At 44.3% G+C, this 18,528-nt stretch carries 18 protein-coding genes; all 18 read left to right on the forward strand.

Annotated features, from left to right (window positions below; all coding sequences use genetic code 11):
- Nucleotides 1-28: 28 nt before the first annotated feature.
- The 18 genes from ABDK00_RS06130 to ABDK00_RS06215 all read left to right on the forward strand — a co-directional run bounded on the left by ABDK00_RS06130 (nt 29) and on the right by ABDK00_RS06215 (nt 18,523).
- Nucleotides 29-1,327, forward strand: a complete 1,299-nt coding sequence (locus tag ABDK00_RS06130; RefSeq protein WP_346239271.1) for an amidohydrolase family protein — start codon at nt 29-31, stop codon at nt 1,325-1,327.
- A 93-nt stretch (nt 1,328-1,420) separates the two neighbouring features.
- Nucleotides 1,421-2,038 carry a TetR/AcrR family transcriptional regulator gene (locus ABDK00_RS06135; RefSeq protein WP_346239272.1) on the forward strand — a complete coding sequence of 206 codons (618 nt, stop codon included), beginning with the start codon at nt 1,421-1,423 and terminating at the stop codon, nt 2,036-2,038.
- Entirely contained in the window at nt 2,028-3,350 is a 1,323-nt protein-coding gene (locus ABDK00_RS06140) for a TolC family protein (protein WP_346239273.1), read from the forward strand. The genes ABDK00_RS06135 and ABDK00_RS06140 overlap by 11 nt, the downstream gene beginning before the upstream one ends.
- Nucleotides 3,351-3,381: 31 nt before the next feature.
- On the forward strand, nt 3,382-4,494 hold the full coding sequence (locus ABDK00_RS06145; RefSeq protein ID WP_346239274.1) for an HlyD family secretion protein: 1,113 nt from the start codon (nt 3,382-3,384) through the stop codon (nt 4,492-4,494).
- Nucleotides 4,495-4,584: 90 nt separating this feature from the next.
- Nucleotides 4,585-6,168, forward strand: a complete 1,584-nt coding sequence (locus ABDK00_RS06150; RefSeq protein ID WP_346239275.1) for an MDR family MFS transporter — start codon at nt 4,585-4,587, stop codon at nt 6,166-6,168.
- 97 nt (nt 6,169-6,265) lie between these two features.
- Nucleotides 6,266-6,934: a YdcF family protein gene (locus ABDK00_RS06155; RefSeq protein WP_346239276.1), complete on the forward strand. Its 669-nt coding sequence runs from the start codon at nt 6,266-6,268 to the stop codon at nt 6,932-6,934.
- A gap of 63 nt (nt 6,935-6,997) precedes the next feature.
- Nucleotides 6,998-7,909, forward strand: coding sequence for a helix-turn-helix domain-containing protein (locus ABDK00_RS06160; protein WP_346239278.1), 912 nt, complete (start codon nt 6,998-7,000; stop codon nt 7,907-7,909).
- Nucleotides 7,910-8,038: 129 nt separating this feature from the next.
- Nucleotides 8,039-9,073: a bestrophin family protein gene (locus ABDK00_RS06165; RefSeq protein ID WP_346239279.1), complete on the forward strand. Its 1,035-nt coding sequence runs from the start codon at nt 8,039-8,041 to the stop codon at nt 9,071-9,073.
- Between the two features lie 295 nt (nt 9,074-9,368).
- Entirely contained in the window at nt 9,369-10,124 is a 756-nt protein-coding gene (locus ABDK00_RS06170; protein WP_346239280.1) for an SDR family oxidoreductase, read from the forward strand.
- A gap of 88 nt (nt 10,125-10,212) precedes the next feature.
- A complete protein-coding gene (locus tag ABDK00_RS06175) occupies nt 10,213-10,731 on the forward strand; it encodes a class I SAM-dependent methyltransferase (protein WP_346239281.1) in 519 nt (172 codons plus the stop codon).
- A gap of 3 nt (nt 10,732-10,734) precedes the next feature.
- A complete protein-coding gene (locus ABDK00_RS06180; RefSeq protein ID WP_346239282.1) occupies nt 10,735-11,082 on the forward strand; it encodes a hypothetical protein in 348 nt (115 codons plus the stop codon).
- Nucleotides 11,083-11,196: 114 nt separating this feature from the next.
- A complete protein-coding gene (locus ABDK00_RS06185) occupies nt 11,197-11,517 on the forward strand; it encodes a nuclear transport factor 2 family protein (RefSeq protein WP_346239283.1) in 321 nt (106 codons plus the stop codon).
- A 136-nt stretch (nt 11,518-11,653) separates the two neighbouring features.
- Nucleotides 11,654-11,944 (forward strand): potassium channel family protein, encoded by a 291-nt coding sequence (locus ABDK00_RS06190; protein ID WP_346239381.1) that lies wholly within the window; start codon nt 11,654-11,656, stop codon nt 11,942-11,944.
- A complete protein-coding gene (locus ABDK00_RS06195) occupies nt 11,941-12,954 on the forward strand; it encodes a bestrophin family protein (RefSeq protein ID WP_346239284.1) in 1,014 nt (337 codons plus the stop codon). Before ABDK00_RS06190 ends, ABDK00_RS06195 begins: the two co-directional genes overlap by 4 nt.
- Nucleotides 12,955-13,098: 144 nt before the next feature.
- Nucleotides 13,099-15,165 (forward strand): prenyltransferase/squalene oxidase repeat-containing protein, encoded by a 2,067-nt coding sequence (locus ABDK00_RS06200; protein WP_346239285.1) that lies wholly within the window; start codon nt 13,099-13,101, stop codon nt 15,163-15,165.
- Nucleotides 15,155-16,570 carry an arylsulfatase gene (locus ABDK00_RS06205; RefSeq protein WP_346239287.1) on the forward strand — a complete coding sequence of 472 codons (1,416 nt, stop codon included), beginning with the start codon at nt 15,155-15,157 and terminating at the stop codon, nt 16,568-16,570. The genes ABDK00_RS06200 and ABDK00_RS06205 overlap by 11 nt, the downstream gene beginning before the upstream one ends.
- Nucleotides 16,571-16,581: 11 nt before the next feature.
- The gene (locus ABDK00_RS06210) at nt 16,582-17,835 is read left to right on the forward strand and encodes a hypothetical protein (RefSeq protein ID WP_346239288.1); all 1,254 of its coding nucleotides are present in this window, start codon (nt 16,582-16,584) and stop codon (nt 17,833-17,835) included.
- Nucleotides 17,836-17,956: 121 nt separating this feature from the next.
- Nucleotides 17,957-18,523 (forward strand): RNA polymerase sigma factor, encoded by a 567-nt coding sequence (locus tag ABDK00_RS06215; RefSeq protein WP_346239289.1) that lies wholly within the window; start codon nt 17,957-17,959, stop codon nt 18,521-18,523.
- Nucleotides 18,524-18,528 lie beyond the last annotated feature (5 nt).

Here is an 18,528-nt window from a genome sequence, read left to right on the forward strand (position 1 = left end):
GACTCATACAACCATAAAAAATATATTGATGAAACAATTTATAATTTCAATCATCATTTGCTCCGTTTGTAGCGTATCTCTCTACGCGCAGGACGACGTGTACCCTGCGCCGGCGCAGCAAAAAGATATACTGATCAAAAACGGGACGATCTTTACCGCGACGGGCGCCGTTATTGCCAACGGCTCCATTCTTTTGAGAGCGGGAAAAATTGCCGCATTAGGCAGCGATGTTGCAGCGCCCGGTGACGCAGATATTATTGATGCAAGAGGTAAGCATATTTATCCGGGTTTGATTTTAGCGCACACAGACCTGGGGATTAACGAAATTGGCAGTGGTGTGAGGGGCAGTAACGATTATTTCGAGCTGGGCGAGTATAATCCAACCGTGAAATCGATTGTTGCCTACAACACCGATTCCAAAATTATTAATACTTTAAAAGCAAATGGAATTCTGTTGGCTTGTGTAGCGCCGCAGGGGCGTTTGCTTACCGGCACTTCGACAGTGGTTCAGTTGGATGCCTGGACCTGGCAGGACGCCGCCTACAAAACGGACAATGGTATGCACCTGGTGGTGCCGGCTTTGATGCGCTCGCCGCGTCGTTCAAGCAGGCAGGCGTCAGATACTGACCCCGTAAAAGCAGGCATTGAAACAGTCGAAGCAGTGGAGCAATTTTTAAGTCAGGCGCAGGCCTACATGCAGCAGGATCACAAAACTGGCGTCAACCTGAAATTGGAAGCAATGCGTCCGCTTTTTGAGAAAAAACAAAAATTATTTGTTCATGCTGATCGCGTTCGGCAAATTTTGGTCGCTATCGATTTTGCCAAAAAATTTGATATAGATGTGGTACTCGTCGGCGGTGCTGAAAGTTACCAGGTAGCTGACCTCTTAAAGCAGAATAATATTCCTGTTATACTCAATTCTCTGCACAACCTGCCAACGATGCAGGATGATGATATTGACCAGCCTTTTAAAACACCGGCCGCATTGCAAAAAGCCGGCGTGTTGTTCGCTCTTAATGACGACGAAAGGCATGCGCGCTATCGCAACCTCGATTTTAATGCCGGAACAGCCGTTGCTTATGGCCTCACCAAAGCGGAGGCGCTCGCCGCGATTACGCTTAATCCTGCGAAAATTCTGGGCATTGATCAGCAAACAGGATCGCTTGAAGTGGGTAAAGACGCCAATATTATCATCTGCGACGGAGATATCTTAGATATGCGCAGCAGTAATGTTACCGACGCATTTATCCAGGGGCGGAAAGTAAATCTTGAAAATAAACAAACCCAACTCTACCAGCGCTATCAGCATCGTTACGGACTCAACTAAAAAGCTCAGTTTTTTGATCGAGATTAAGAATTTTTGTAAAAATTAAACAAATGTTTGATTAATCTAAACAAGTGTTTAATTTTGCTGATTCAAATGACCAAGAAAGATTACATACTTGAAAAGGCGGAATGCTTATTTGCAGAAAAGGGGTTTGATGCCACTTCTGTCAGGGATATTGCCGGCGCTGCGGGCATCAATATCGCGATGATCTCCTATTACTTTGGTTCGAAGGAGAAACTCATGGAGGAACTTTTCAAAATGCGCATGAGTGTGGGTTTTGCCTATATCAAAGAAATTGTCGATGATGATAACCTGAATATTTCTGAAAAGATTAATAAGGTTTTAGCGGCCTACGTAGAGCGTGTCAAGAAAAACAGCAAGTTTTATCATGTGATACTGGCCGAACAGGCAACCAATAAAAACCGGAATGTGATCCGGTTTCTGAATAAATCGAAAAAAGTGTATGTCACCTTTTTTGAAAATCTTATCGAGGAGGGAAAAAAAAGCGGCGTTGTTAAATCTGATATCGACCCGGTGTTTTTTATGGCCACGGTTACCGGCACCATTATGCATGCGCTTTTAAATAAAGAGTTCTATTTAAAACATTATGGCCTGAAATCTTCAGACGGATGGAACGATGAGGTATATTTTGATAAAGTGAAAAGCCACCTCGAACTGATTACCAAAAGCATTTTAGTATATGAATTATAGAATAAAAGCCCTCACGGCGCTGTGCTCGCTGATAATGGCAGGCGCATCGGCTCAGGATATGAAGCGTTTGACTCTTGAAGAAGCTTTGCAGCTCGGCATAGCAAACAGCAAAAATCTCAAAATTTATGATGCCAAAATAGTGGAGGCTGCGGCAGCTATCGACGAGGCGAAAAATAAGCAGTTACCGGATTTGAACGTTAGCGGCAGTTATCTGCGGTTGACCAACGCGAATGTCAATTTAAGAAATGCACAACAGGAGCAGGAAGGTGGCGCTTCATCTGCAGCGTTTCCCAATATCAACCAGGCCGCTTACGGCATGGCCAATTTTTCACTTCCGTTGTTTGCGGGTGGAAGAATTCGATTTGGAATTGAATCGGCCAAATACCTGCTTGAAGCTGCCCGGTTAAACGGCGCCAGCGATAAAAATGAGATCGCTTTTAATATTACGCAGGCATATGTCAACCTGTTCAAAGCTTCTCAGATGGTAGGCGTCATCAGGGAGAACCTGGCCGTGTCGGAGAAGCGCGATTCAGATTTTCTCAATATGGAGAATAATGGCATTATCGCCCGCAACGACCGCTTAAAAGCTCAATTGCAAACTTCAGACATCGAACTTCAGCTATTAGAAGCTGAACATAATTTAAATATCGCAACGGTAAATATGGATCTGCTGTTAGGATTGCCCGAAACTACGCAACTCGAGGTTGACACGTCGTTTATCGGTCAACAGGTAGACACGAAATCTTTTGCTGAATATGAGCAGCTGGCTTTGCAAAACCGGCATGATGTGCAAGCCATCCAGTTGCAGCAACAGGCAGCTGTGTTGGGAACAAAGGCTGCGAAGGCTGAAAACCTTCCTACTATTGCTTTAACCGGCGGTTACGTGGCAGCAGACATTCCTAAATTTTTGACCCTGACAAATGCGGTAAATGCCGGCGTCGGCATACAGTATAATTTGGCCAATCTGTGGAAAAGCAATGCCGTGTTAAAACAATCTAGGGCGCGGGAGACACAAATGGCTGCTTCCGAGGCGCTGCTGGTCGATCATATCAGGCTTAGTGTAAACCAGGATTATCAAAAAGCCTTTCTTGCAAAAAGAAAAATTGAGGTTTATGAAAAGGCTTTAACACAGGCGACGGAGAATTACCGTATTACTAAAAATAAATTTGATAATAGCCTGGTGACGATCACCGATTTGCTGGATGCGAATGTCTCGCTCTTGTCTGCACGGATCAATGTGGTAAACGCAAGAGCGGATGCGGCCCTGGCATATAAAAAACTTCTCGAAACAACAGGAACACTTTTTCAATAAGCATTTGGATACAAAAATTAACAAGACAATCATGGCAACAAACGAACAGGTTTCAGAGCAACCAAAAGCGGCAGGTAAAAAAAGGAGCCCGATATTTTTTATCATACTCATCATTATGATCGTGTTGGGCGGCTATTGGGGTGTGACAAGATATATTCATAGCAAGCATCATGAAGAAACCGATGATGCGCAGATCGAAGCCAACCTGAGCCCGGTTATTTCAAAAATATCGGGTTATGTAAGCGAGATACTCGTGAAGGATAATCAATTTGTGAAAAAGGGCGATACGCTTTTAATATTAGATAAAAGAGACCTGAAAATGGCGCTCGCGCAGGCAAAAGCAGCATTGACGACGGCGCAAAGTAACCTGGCTTCTTCGCAGGCGAGCACAGCCGCCACACAAAAAAATATCAATACCGCACAAGCTGCAGTGGCAACTGCCCAGGCACAAATAGATGCAGCCAAAGTAAATGTTTGGCGTACCGGCGAAGATTTGAAAAGATATGCGAATCTTATCAAAGACCACTCTATCACCCAACAGCAGTATGAACAGGCACTTGCGGCTAAACAGTCAGCTGATAAACAGCTTCAGATTCTTATGGCGCAAAAAGAGCAGGCGGCCGCGCAAACCTCTGTAGTAAAGGGTCAGGTAGCTGCGAGCTCTGAGCAGTCGGATATCGCAAGAGCCAATATAACCCAGCGCGAGATTGACGTGAAAAACGCTGAACTGAATTTGAGTTATACGGTGATAACGGCGGCCGAAAGTGGCGTGGTATCTAAAGTTCCTGTTCAGGTGGGCCAGTTTATCCAGGCCGGAGCGCAATTATTCAGTGTGGTGTTGAGCGATGAAAAATGGGTGACTGCCAATTTCAAAGAGACGCAAATAGCCAAAATGGTGGAGGGCCAAAAAGTATCCGTAAGCGTGGATGCGTTTCCCAAAAAGGAATTTGACGCGGTGCTTACTTCTTTCTCGCCCGCTACCGGCGCTCGTTTTGCGCTGTTGCCACCCGATAACGCCAGCGGCAACTTTGTAAAAGTAGTGCAGAGGCTTCCTGTTAAAATCGAGTTCACGGATAAGAACGATTCATTGCTGGCCAAATTGCGGCCCGGTATGAATGTGGTGGTCGATGTTCATTTAAATTAGAAAAGATCAGCCTGACTTGTTGATAAAGGCGATTTGTCGCTTGGTGCGGTTGATAACGATCATCTGCGAAGCGATATCAAAAACAAATAAATGGAAGATCAGGATTCATTGGTAGAATACGGCTTTCGGCGGTTTATCGTAACGCTTACGGCAATCGTATGTGCGTTGCTCGAAATCGTGGATACAACGATTGTAAATGTGGCGTTGAACGATATGAAGGGAAATATGGGCGCCACACTATCGGAAGTGGGATGGGTTATTACCGCTTATGCTATCGGTAACGTGATCGTAGTGCCGATGACGAGTTGGTTGTCGCAGCAGTTTGGACGGCGTAATTATTTTGCTTTCTCCATCGCCCTGTTTACCATTTGCTCCTTTCTGTGTGGAAATGCGACGAATATTTGGGAGCTGGTTGCCTTTCGGTTTTTGCAGGGCGTTGGTGGCGGGGCCCTACTGGTAACTTCTCAAACAATTATTACAGAATCTTATCCCGCTGCCAAAAGGGGCATGGCGCAGGCTATTTATGGTTTAGGCGTGATCGTGGGGCCAACGTTAGGGCCGCCCTTAGGCGGTTATATCGTGGATAATTTCAGTTGGCCTTATATTTTTTATATCAACATTCCTTTGGGTATTATTGCCATCTTACTGACCCTACAATTTGTGCGCAGCCCTAAATATGCGGAAAAGAAAAATTCAAAAGAAATTGACTGGCTGGGCATCTTTTTGCTGGCGCTTACGGTGGGGTCGTTGCAGTTTATCTTAGAACGCGGCCATGAAGAAGATTGGTTTCAAAGCGCTATGATCGTCATATTCACCGCATTTGCTGTTTTTGGTTTTTTCTTTTTTATATGGCGCGAGCTGACGTATAAAAATCCAATTGTGGAGCTCAGGGTGCTCAAGAACGGTAACCTGAGAATCGGTACGATAATGTCATTTATACTGGGATTTGGACTATACGGATCGACTTTCATTATTCCGTTATATACACAAAGTTTGTTAGGCTGGACGGCCTATCAATCTGGCATGCTCATGATACCGGCCTCGCTTACCACGGCGTTTATGATGCCTATTGTGGGCCGATTGATTTCGAAAGGAGTGCCACAGCAGTACCTGGTGGCAGGTGGATTATTGTTGTTTTTTATTTATAGCTTTTGGGGCTATAAAATCATCACCCCGGATACCGGCCAAAGTAGTTTCTTTTGGATGCTGATTGTAAGAGGTGTGGGGCTAAGCTTGCTTTTTATTCCTATCACAACCATGGCGTTGTCGACGCTAAAGGGCCAGCAAATTGGCCAGGGTGCTGCATTTACCGGAATGATGCGGCAACTTGGAGGATCATTCGGCGTAGCCGCAATTACAACATTCATGAGCAACAGGAACATGCTTTACCGTAATGATCTTATCTCCAAACTGGATGTTAATGATTTGGATGTGCAACAGCGGGTGATGGCTATGACGCAGAATTTTAAAGCAAAAGGGATGGCGCCTGATGTGGCGTTGAACTCGGCTTATAAAGCGCTCGATTTTACGGTCACCAAGCAGGCTACTGTTTTATCATATATGGATGTATTTCTTTATCTAGGTGTGTTGTTTCTGCTTTGCATCCCATTTATTTTAATGGTGCGAAATAAAAAGCGAAAGGACGCCATTGATATGAGCGCTGCGATGCATTAAGAAGTTTTTTTGGTGTTGTTAATTAGGTTGAGCGTGGTCTGTTAATGGCCGCGCTTTTTTTTATTCATATTAGTAATTATATATTATTTTAGTATGCATGCAAAAGATCGTGTTGGCGGCCTTGCTTTGTATTTTTTTGTTGGGTTGTATTTCTTACAGAAAACGGCCTGCGCGTTTGTTCAACGAAGTTGTTCAAAATCAAAAAACCTTTGATGTGGCGATAGTGCCGGGTATTGCTTTCCACGACAAATGGGATTCGGTCATGAAGGGGCGCGTGCTTTGGGTTGATTTTCTTTATCGAAAAGGGATCGTCAAAAATATTATTTTTTCTGGAGCCGCCGTCTATTCGCCTTATACCGAAGCTAAAATTATGGGCTTATACGCCCGGCAATTGGGCATTCCTGAAACGCATATTTTTTATGAAACCCGTGCAGAACATAGCACCGAAAATATTTATTATTCTTATGAGCTTGCCCGTGAAAAAGGATTTAAAACTATTGCGCTTGTTACAGATCCGTTTCAATCTGCATTGACCAAAGGCTTTACCAGGCGAAGGTTTGCGACGCCGATTCAGCATATACCTTTTATGGTGGATACCTTAAATAAAATCAACAAAGTAGATTATACGATCAATCCGGCCGCTGCTTTTAAACCCGGGTTTCAATCAATCGTAGAGCGGGAAGGACGTATCAAAAGATTTTTTGGTACTTTAGGCGCTCATATCCCCTGGGAAAATAAACAGGGGAGAAAAGCAGCGCCTTTATAACGACAGCGCTGAGATAAAATAGCAACCCGTGGGCAAAAACTGACGGGGACCATCGAACTGACCATGAGTAAACAACAGATCAAACTACTAAATAGCGTTACAGATATTTATAAGGGAAAGAGCCGTCCGGTAAAGGAGGATGTGGGCTTTATTGTTCATGATTTCAATGAAGTAACGCTTCAATATCCTTATACTTCGGGGGTTTATAGAACCAATTATTATTCTTTTTTATTTATCAAAGATGGCAGCGGCAGTTATACGCTGGATGACGCGACCTTCCATTTTTCTGCTAATTGTTTTTATTTTTCTAACCCGGGGCATATCAAATCACACTATTTCGAACAGCTTCGCGAAGCTTACCGGATCGCTGTTACAGAGGAATTTATTGTGAAATATATTCATCCGGATATTTTTAACGAATTTCCTTTCCTGATTGCTGAAACTTCTGTTCCTCAGGCATTAGATGCTGATGATGTGGCGGTTTTTGAAAATATTTTCAAACAGATTCAAAGGGAGTTTAACAGTTCGGCGCCGAGCAGCTACCGTATAACTGGAAAATATTTCGCTATCCTGCTGTATAAAATCAAAGACAAGTTTTGGGCCAACTACCTACCTCTTGAAGAGGGCGATCGCAGTTCCCAGATCGTAAGGAACTTTAAGAAAAATATGGAACTGCATTTTTCAGCCATTTCAAAGGGAGCGGTGGAACGCATTTTTACGGTTGCCGATTTTGCGGAGTTACAAAATCTGAATGCTAACTATTTTAACCAGGTTATAAAAAGTAAAACCGGCCGAACGGTTACCGAGTGGTTGAACAACAAGATGCTGGTAGCCGCGCAGGGGCTGCTTTTACATTCACCCCGAAGTATAAAAGAAATTGCGTTTCTGCTTGGTTTTTCAGACGGCGCGCATTTTAGTAAGTTCTTCAAAAAGCACACATTATCGTCGCCTTTGCAATACCGGAAGGCGAGATAAAAAAACAGGGATTTTTCTGCCAGATGATGCGAACAGAATACTTATCTAGCTACGGGGCTGTTAGGATTGACTGTTGAAATGTAAAGGAAAGAACTGGATGAATTTTAACAAATAAGAAAAAATAAACCTATGCTCACAACAAAAGGAGTTAGTGTAAAACATCTATTCAGCTGGACATGGCGCTATGTTTTTTGGTTAATGCTTTTTAATGGTACGGTAGCTACGCTTTACTATTTTAATATAATTAACTTGAAGATTCCATGGTTGCCGGTTTCTGTAATTGGTACTGCTGTGGCATTCTATGTGGGGTTTAAAAATAACAACGCTTACGGGCGGCTTTGGGAAGCCCGAAAAATATGGGGCGGTATCGTAAACGACAGCCGCGCCTGGGGCATAATGGTCGATGGGTTTATAACAAACATGTTCACGAAAGCCCAAAAAAGTGAAATTGAAATTCATGAAATCAAAAAGCGATTGATTTACCGGCATATTGCATGGTTATATACACATCGAAACCAATTGCTTGTTCCTACCTCCTGGGAGCATTTGAGCCAAAGCGGTAATACAAAGAGAACGGCCCGCTATTTTCAAAAGAACTTTGGTTTAGGACTGCTTGATGATGATGTCACTCCCAAAGGACTGAAACGCTATTTACCCGAAAGTGAATACGAACGCCTGATAAACTACGCCAACACGGCGACGCAAATCATCAACGAGCAATCGCGGGATTTGCGGGAATTGCGAAAAGAAAATCTTATCGATGATTTTAGACACATGCGCATGGAAGATGTGTTGCGTAGTTTCTATGAACTTCAGGGGAAAAATGAGCGTATTAAAAAGTTTCCGCTGCCCCGGCAATACTCTGCAATGAGCCATTATTTTGTGGCCATATTTATTTTCCTGCTTCCTTTCAGTATGGTGCCGGAAATAATGAACCTGGCATCCTGGAGTATCTGGTTATCCATTCCAATTACCGCATTAGTAGGCTGGGTGTATATTATGATGGAAGTGATCGGCGATTATTCTGAAAACCCATTCCAGGGATTAATGAACGATATCCCGATGATGTCGCTCTGCCGAACTATAGAAATCGATTTAAGAGAAATGCTCAACGAAACCGATTTGCCACCGGCCATACAATCGGTAAAAGGGGTATTAAACTAAAAGTCAAACAACTCATCTTTTTAGTGAGAACGCTAGGAATATCAACTTTTACAGCACCTGCCGTTTGATTTGCCATTTGCAATCGCTCAAAAAATTCGCTGATTTTTTCGTTCACCATGCGATGTGTTGGAATTTAGATAAAGGTGATTTTTTAAAAAATAAAACTAAGCAACGCCACATATTTTCTAACGCATTTGTTTTCCTGCTATCTGCACCACACAAACTGTAAGTCGTACAACCATTTTTTTACAGCAAGCTTGAACTTTGAGGTCTTTCAAAATTAAAAGAAATCACAATGGGAAAAATTAATTTAAAAGACAAAGTAGTTGTAATTGCCGGAGGAGGAAAAAACCTGGGCGGGTTGATTAGCCGCGAAATTGCCGGGCGGGGCGCCGACGTTATGATCCACTACAACAGCGAAAGCTCGCGCGCTGAAAGTGATAAGACCGCAGCCGCAGTTCGCGCGCTAGGGCGCAAGGCTGAACTGTTTCAGGGTGATTTGACAGATGTAAACAACATGAAAGCCTTGTTTAAAATGGCAAAGGAAAAATTTGGCAGGATTGATGTCGCTATTAACACAGTTGGTATGGTACTCAAAAAGCCGTTTGTTGATACAACGGAAGCGGAGTTTGATACGATGTCCGATATCAACAGTAAGGCTGCCTATTTCTTCATCCAGGAGGCAGGCAAAAACCTGGAGGATAATGGTAAGATTATTTCGATCGTTACTTCGCTGCTTGGTGCATACACCGGTTTTTACTCCACCTACGCTGGAGCAAAGGCGCCGGTAGAACATTATACGCGCGCGGCTTCGAAAGAATTTGGCAGCCGGGGCATTTCCGTAACGGCCGTTGCTCCGGGTCCGATGGATACACCATTTTTTTACGGACAGGAAACCCCCGACGCTGTAGCTTATCACAAGTCAGCTTCTGCTTTAGGCGGGCTTACTCATATCGAAGATATCGCCCCGCTTGTTTTGTTCCTGGCAACAGACGGCTGGTGGATCACCGGGCAAACCATCCTCATCAATGGCGGCTATACCACTAAGTAATTAACTTTATATAAAGGGCAATGCAGGTTAGCGTTGCTCTTTATTTTAATCATAAAAAAAATGGGTTCTTCAACGGGCCTATGACGGTATGACAATCTCAGACGCCAAAAATATGATCGCCGCTGCGACATCTGCATCTGAGCCACAGGCATGGATCGATCTCGGTTGCGGAGCAGGAACGTTTACCCTGGCGCTAGCAGCGCTGTTGCCGCCGGGAAGTGAAGTGACAGGCGTGGATAAAGCGCAGCAAAATTTACCTGAGCGAAGTGCTAACGGCAACATCATCAAATTTATAAAATCGGATATAGTAAACCTGAGCGTGGAGCCGAATGTTGATGGCGTTTTAATGGCCAACGCGCTGCATTATATACGCGATCAGGAGGGTTTTATCGAAAGATTATTAACAATCATGAACCGGCGTTTTAGATTACTACTGGTGGAGTATGATAACGACCGGCCGAATCCCTGGGTGCCTTACCCGGTTTCCTTTAGCCGTTTGCAAAATTTATTTAAAAGTCCTATATTCCGAATTGAAAAACTAAACGAGAGCGCTTCTGTTTATGGGCAGGGAAATATGTATGCAGCGCTGATAACTTTACACCATTGACTTATGATACCAAAAATAATTAGCGGCGTTCTGGCTTTAATAGCCGTTTTCATGGGACTAAAGCAGGGATGGGTCATGGCATCGTCCCAACCGGAAATGATGGAGATGTTTTCGAAATGGGGTTTTAACAAAACCTCGCTCGCCATCAATGGTGCAATTACAATGCTTAGCGCCATCTTAATGCTGTTTACCAAGACCTTTTTTTGGGGAAACTTTATTATGGCCGCCGGTATTTTATTGATTATATGTTTCCACCTTTTATACCGCGACTTCAAAGGGGCGGCAATTGAACTTCCTTTTTTAATGCTGAACCTGGCATTGATTTATCTGCATCATCCTTTATCAAAATAGTATCAAATGAACACCTGGAAGCGCTGCCTCATTTCGTTAGGTTTCTTTTTTGCGGCGTGTGGGCAGCCTCCAGGAAGACAAACCGTTGAAACACCGATAAAAAAACAACATTATATGGACACTGGGAAATTAACAAACACAACTGTAAAAGCAGCATTCGAAGCCTGGCAAAAGGGGGATGCCGACGCCTTCCTTTCTTTTTTTACAGCCGATGCAAAGTTAACCGACGACGGCAACCCTCGCGATTTTCAGAAATTTGTAAAAGAAGCTTGTGGTAGCGAACGCTTTACATCCATCGACAAAGTCGAAGCAGCCGGGACAGCCATTTATGGGCATTTCCATACCGAGCGCTGGGGTGATTTTAATACCTTTTTTAAATTTCATATCGACAGCGCAGGAAAAATTGATCAACTAGATATTGGTCAGGCCGGTTAAGATGCATTATATTCAATTCAATTACCATCCGATAATTTAAGCAAAGTGATTCGTAGTTTTTCAGGCATGCTCAGGCATATCAGCCGCTATCAATACGAATTTTTGTTGTTTGGATTAATGCGGTTATCTGCTCCTGATAGAGATATTTTCATTTCTGTTTCAGTTCCTGCTTTATAACGATCCCGATTGTTTAAACATTGAATTGGGACGCAATGTTTCCGCTGTTTTCGTAGACCTGGTTTATTTCACTACGATTAGTTTAACAACGATCGGTTTTGGCGATATCGCACCGACGGCGCATTATACCAAGCTGGTCACTTCGCTGATGGGCCTTATGGGTACTTTTTATACCGTTGTGTTGACGGGTATTTTGATCAGTAATTTTGCACCACATTTTATTAAAACCAATAAAAAACAAGATGTATGAATATAGGTTCCTATTATAAGCTCAAGCACTTTATTCCGTGGACAAGAAGAAATATTTATAAGGTAGCGCTGCTGTCGCTATTACCCACCATTTTGTATGGCGTTTGTGATGTGACGTGGATTGCCATTCCCTGGTCGATAGTAGCCCTCGTTGGTGTGGGCGCTGCTTTTATAGCAGGATTTAGAAATACGCAAACCTACAATCGCCTTTGGGAAGCCCGGCAAATATGGGGCGCCATCGTTAATGACAGCCGTGCCTGGGGGATGATGGCCAAAGACTTTGTGACAGCCGCGGGAACGCCAACTGTTTCGGAAGAGCTTAAAGTGATTCATCGGCGGCTGGTGTATCGGCATATCGCCTGGCTGACGGCGCTGCGCCATCAATTGAGGAAACCGCAGGTTTGGGAAAATCAAAACAAGTCCTATTTCAAAGAATACAAAAATTATTATAAAGTGCCTGAGTGGGAAAGTTCCATTGAGAAGGATATGGCGCCCTATCTGTCGCAGGAAGATCTAAATTATGTTTTAACTAAGAAAAACCGGGCTACCCAATTGTTGAGTTTGCAGTCGGCCGATCTGAAAAATTTGCGCAAGCAAAATCTAATTGAGGCTTTCCCCTACGTGGATTTGGAAAGCGTATTGAAAGATTTTTTTGCGCATCAGGGTAAATGTGAGCGCATCAAAAATTTTCCCTATCCGCGCCAGTTCGCCAGTATTAATATTTATTTTATATGGATTTTGGCATTGCTGGTGCCCTTTGCTTTGGTGGAGCCGCTTAGCGGATTGGGAGTGTATGGTGTATGGCTTACGATTCCGGTAAGTATTATCATCGGCTGGATTTTTACCTCGCTCGACCAGGTAGGAGAGAGCTCTGAAAATCCTTTTGAGGGTGGCGCCAATGACATCCCGATGGCTTCCTTGTCACGAACGATAGAGATAGACCTGCGTGAAATGTTGGAAGAGACAAATCTGCCCCCTGCTGTTCAGTCAGAAAACAATATTTTAATGTAGGCGGGCCCATTAATTTTTTATCAAGTTTATTTTTCGAGCGTAAAGCAATGGTATCTCACGGAACTTTGTGCCTTTAATAGGTAAATGCGCCGTGGGTTTATGCCATATCGATTGAGCCGGATTCTTATTTTTTGCTCCTGTCTGATGATTCAGCAGGAAAATACTTTTGCGCAGCCTGATGCGCGTCAGGCCGTGCTAAACTATGTCGCCAGCCTGGCAAAGCCGGATGGAGGCTACGGCTGGGCAAGCCAGCCCGACGGGCATATAACGCCCACTTTTGCGTTGGTAGGTGTGTTGCTAAATTTAAAAGCGCTCCCGAAAGACAGATCGCCCCTCATAACCTGGGTTAGAACCCATCATCCACAAACGGGCCTTAACAAAGAGGCGGGGCCTTCCGGTTCGCAGATGCGCGATTTGGCCTTTCAGCAAATGCAGGCTATTGCGTGGTTGGGCGGCCGTTTAGATGACTACAAAAAAGAAGTGGCCCAATGGAAATCTCAAAAAAAGTCGATCGCCAATTATGAGGAAATGGGATTTGGCAATTTTTGGCAGGAAAGTTTTACACCGCTGGCTTTTCAATTGCTCAACCTTCCTTTGGACAGCGTACAAAAGCAATTTTTGCCCTATTTGTCCGGGTTGAGAAGAAAGAACGGCAGCTACAACAATGCGCCGCCCGGGTTCTATAGCGGTGACGGTAATATTTTGTGCACCTTACATGCGATACGGGCTTTGATCGCCTTCGATCAAGATACGCCTCAAAAACAGGAACTTATCCATTGGCTTCAAAATTGCCAGAAAGAAGACGGAGGTTTTGTGCACCAGCCGCAACCGGAGTTGGCCAGGAAGACTGATATAATTTATGCCTGGGCCGCCGTGAGCGCTTTACATCTTTTAGGCACGCAGCCACTTCAAGTCAATAGCTGTGTGCAGTATATTTTATCACTGCAAAATGCCGATGGAGGTTTTGGAAGTAAGCCAGGCCTCGCTTCCACGCCGATGTCCACTTATTATGCCATCGATGCATTGCGCATTTTAAAATCGTTAAACGCGTTAGATAAGCCGTTGATCTCAGGCGCGCCCCCAAAGAAGAAGGAAAACTGGGAAGGCCAAAATCTGTTTACCGTGCAATTTCAAGCGGTTGGCGCCGGTAGTCCTAAAGAAGCCGTATGGCTTGCTAACTATTTCAAAATCGATCTTTGGGGCGCAAAAAATGCTCCGGATGGCTGGATAGCAGCAGCACAGCGCATCGCCGACCAACAAAAAGTGCCTGTTCATTTTTTTATAACGGATGAACCTTATCATAAAAGTGTGATCGTTCCAGGCATGGGGAAATTTGGCCATATCCTCGATTACTTCTCGAAAGCCGGCTATCCTGTTCTTTTTCCCAAAGAAGCGTCCTGGCCCGTTTTACATAAAAACTATATGGCGCCACTGTTAAAAAATGATGGCGGATTAATCCTACAGGTAAGCAACAACGAGCCGCTGGCAAGGATTTTACTTGACGAATCAATTGATAATGGTGGCTATGTGGCTATGGCCACTCACCATTTTGATCAGAACTTTGCTTTCTGGCTGCCTTATCTATTTGACTATGAAAGCCGGCTTCCCATGGTTTGTTTGCAGGATGGGCATGGCATTGAGTCGTGGTGGTGGGCCGACGAATTACAAAAGGAACGAACTTTATTTATTGCAAAAGAGGCGACTTACCATTCAATGGTTGCCGCCATCCGTAAAAATCATGTGGTTTCGGTGAAGCACGATAGCGTCACCCATTATAAAACGCGCATGATGGGCGCTGGCCTTGAAGTTCGTGATTTCATCAGTAGAAACAAAAAGGGTTGGCGTTGGTGGGCCGACGACGGATCTGTTGAAGACCAGCCCTGGGGAATTATAACGGCAGTGTTTGCGGGCGATCGTTTCGAAACAGCCGCCCCGTCGACAGGCGTGGCGATCCGCGTCAGGCGCTGGTATAAAACGCGCCAGCAATTTTTGCTGCAGCCGGTTACCCAATTAGTCAGCCTTTCAATTGATGGCAAATTAGTTGAAGCGCCATCTTTTGAGTTTAAAAATCAAAAAGGACAGCTACAGGATGCCTATTATTTATATACCATGCAGGGCGTGAGCCCGGGTAAGCACGAGGTTGAAGCAGTTTTTCAAAAGCTGGAAAACGGAGCGAAGAAAGTAATTAAAACTTCTTTTCATGTGGAATAATCGAAACGTGATAAAATTTATGGGATGGTTGATGCTATTTATGCTCATTGGCGTAAATAGCAGGTTGTCGGCGCAAAAAAAGCCGAATATTATTATCGTTTTGGCCGATGATTTGGGTTGGGGCGATGTCGGGTTTAATGGCCAGCAAAAAATAAAAACGCCTTATCTGGATCGGATGGCAGCGGAGGGAATGAAGCTGAGCCAGTTCTATGCGGGAAGCGCTGTCTGCGCGCCTTCAAGAGCGGCCTTGCTCACCGGCGTAAATACAGCGCACGCCCATATTCGCGGCCTTCCCGAGTGGGCCCTTCATGGAAGAACCGATTTGTTAAATGAAGAAGTGACGATTGGGGAAGAATTGCAACGCGCCGGTTATAAAACCGCGATCATTGGTAAGTGGGGTATGGAGGAAGGCGCCGGCACAGGCATGCCCGGCAAGCAAGGCTTTGATTATTTCTATGGTTATAAAACGCATATGGAAGCGCATCATTATTACCCTGCCTATATGTGGGAGAACGGCAATAAAATAATGTTGCCTCAAAATAAGACGCCTGAGACGGAAGGCGATTATTCAAATGATGTATTCACGCAAAAAGCGCTATCGTTTATTAATGAAAATAAATCACAACCTTTTTTTCTCTACCTGCCCTATACGATTCCGCATAATGAAATTACCGTGCCTGAAGCATCCAAAACGCCTTACCTGAACCTGGGATGGGAGCAGCGGCCGATGCAACAGGGCCATTACTATCACGATCCGGAAGGTAACACGACCTACGCCGGTATGGTCAGCCGACTCGACAGTTACATAGGAATGATTCGCGAAGCATTACGAAAATTGCAAATCGATCAAAACACATTGGTCCTCTTTACCAGTGATAATGGCCCCGGATTTGACCGCGGCTTTTTCAACAGCTCCGGCCCGTATCGCGGTAGAAAGCTGCAGTTATACGAAGGAGGGATTATTGAGCCGACGGTAGCCGTATGGCCTTCGGTGATTAAGCCTCAGACCGAAAACCATACGCCGCTTGCTTTCTGGGATATCCTGCCGACCGTCTGCGACATGGCCGATATCAAACCTTCAAAAAAAATAGATGGCCTTTCTTTTTTGCCCGTATTGCAAGGCGAAACAGACGACGTATTTGCCAACAGGTATCTGTACTGGGAAATTAACCCACCTGCTGTTGGTCCCTCGCAGGCGGTACGATGGGGCAATTGGAAGGGTTTGAAATTTTTGAATCAACCGTTTGAACTTTACGATTTATCGGTTGACCGCGGTGAATCAAAGAATGTTGCGAAGGCGCATCCGGAAGTCGTGGCTGCCCTTCAGCAATTTATGAAACAAACAAGGACTGAAAATATTCATTTCCCCTTAACAAAAAGAAGCGCTAATAAAAATAATAAATGATGATTTTCCAGATGAGCCGTTATACATGCAGGATGCTATTTGCAGGGTTTATTGTATTGTTTTTCGCATGGCCGCTATGTAGCGGAGCGCAGGGCAATCTTCCTTTCCAGGAGTTTAATATTTATACAGGCAGTACGCACGCGCATACCATACTCACGATGTCTCATGGTGAGCATTTGCAGCGGGAACCGGACGCAAAGAAGTTTATGCTGGTCGATTCAAATCATTTAAACCGGCCCTCGAATATGCAAATGAAAAAGGATTGGCAAGCCGTTCAGGGGCTGCCTTCCATGCACTATGAAGCTGCCAAAAAAAATAGGTACGACTTTTACGTTTGTACGGATCATTCGCAGGAGGAATGCTTTTTTCCCAATGAACCTTTCAATACAGCTTGGATTGTTTCCCATAAACAAGCCGAGCTTGCTTCAACAAATGGGTTTGTCGGCCTGGTGGGCTATGAGCACTCCGAAAACGACGGCCCCGGCGGCAAAGGGCATATCAATGTTATTAACACTGTCGGATACTTAAATGCGCTTGAACCTGGCGTGGATATTAAAAAGCTATACGCATGGCTAAAGCAGGCGGCGCCTTATGTGGATGGACCGGTGGTCGCAAGTTTCAACCATCCTTCACCCACCCAATATGATAGTTTTTCAGGACGCGATGAAGCTATCACTGATATTATTACAATGTTGGAAGTTATCAACTCAAACAAAAATATTCACTATGAGGGTTTTTTAGCCGCGCTCGATAAAGGATGGAAAGTAGCGCCGGTTTGCGGCAACGACAATCATGGCCTAAGTGCAATTGGTAAACATAAGTCAAGAACTTTTGTTTTGGCGAAAAATAATACGCAGAAAGAAATTTTAGAAGCGATGAAAAACCGCCGCACCTACGCTTCTTTGGAAGAAAATATACAATGCCGTTATTCGGTCAATGATCAGATTATGGGTTCCACTCTAGGTTCCAAACCAAAGTTTCATTTTAATATTCATATCACTGATCCCGACATAAATGTCGCAGCAGATAAAATCACGCGCATCGACATTGTTGCCAACGGCGGCAAAACGGTAGCAAGCTACGAAGTGCCCGTGCCGGCACATGAAGTGCATTGGCAGCCGGAAATAAAAAATGAAGGCTATGCTTATTTTTTTGTGCGTGTCTGGAATGCCGGAGGCGGTGACCTGGAACCAGCAGTAGGCAAGGCTTCGCCGAATGCATCACAACCCATTGCATGGCTGGCGCCGGTATGGATAGGGCCTTGAATCCGCGGCTAATTTGGCTTTGGCGTTTTAGTAATAAAAGCTTAACATCTTTTTATTGTAGCCTTAAATTCTTAAATTTACCTTGTCAACGATTCACTACTTGCTTAAAAAACCATCCGTTTTGGAAGATCAAATGCTTTTGTGGAGCAATGCATTGAAAGGAGACAAGGCCGCTTTCAAGCAACTGCTGGAGATTTATTTCCCCATCCTCTATAATTATGGCATGGGGTTTTCCCAGGATAAGGAGGTTGTTAAAGACACGATACAAGATCTTTTTATTGTCATTTGGAACAGCCGGTCTAATTTGAAAAAAGAGGTCAACGTGAAAGCCTATTTGCTTTGCTCATTTAGAAGAGCTTTGCAGAAAAAAGCGAACCCACGGGTGAAAACAATTTCATTAACCAACTATCAGGAAGACAGGAGCTCCTTCCATCTTAACACGTCGGTTGAAGAAGATTTGATCAGGAAAGAGTCGGTGGCCAAAACGGCAAACAATATGGTTGCGCTGGTTAACGCCCTCCCTTCGCGACAAAAAGAGGTAGTTTATCTCCATTTTTTTTCTGCTTTATCTCGCGATGAGATTTCCGAAATACTGGGCATAGCGCCCCAAACCGTTTCTAATATTTTGCAAATGGCTTTAAAAAAACTTCGGGCCTCCGCAAGAAATCCGGTAGAAATATCAGCCTGATCTAA

It is taken from the genome of Niabella insulisoli, assembly GCF_039652435.2.
Classification (GTDB): Bacteria; Bacteroidota; Bacteroidia; order Chitinophagales; family Chitinophagaceae; genus Niabella; species Niabella insulamsoli.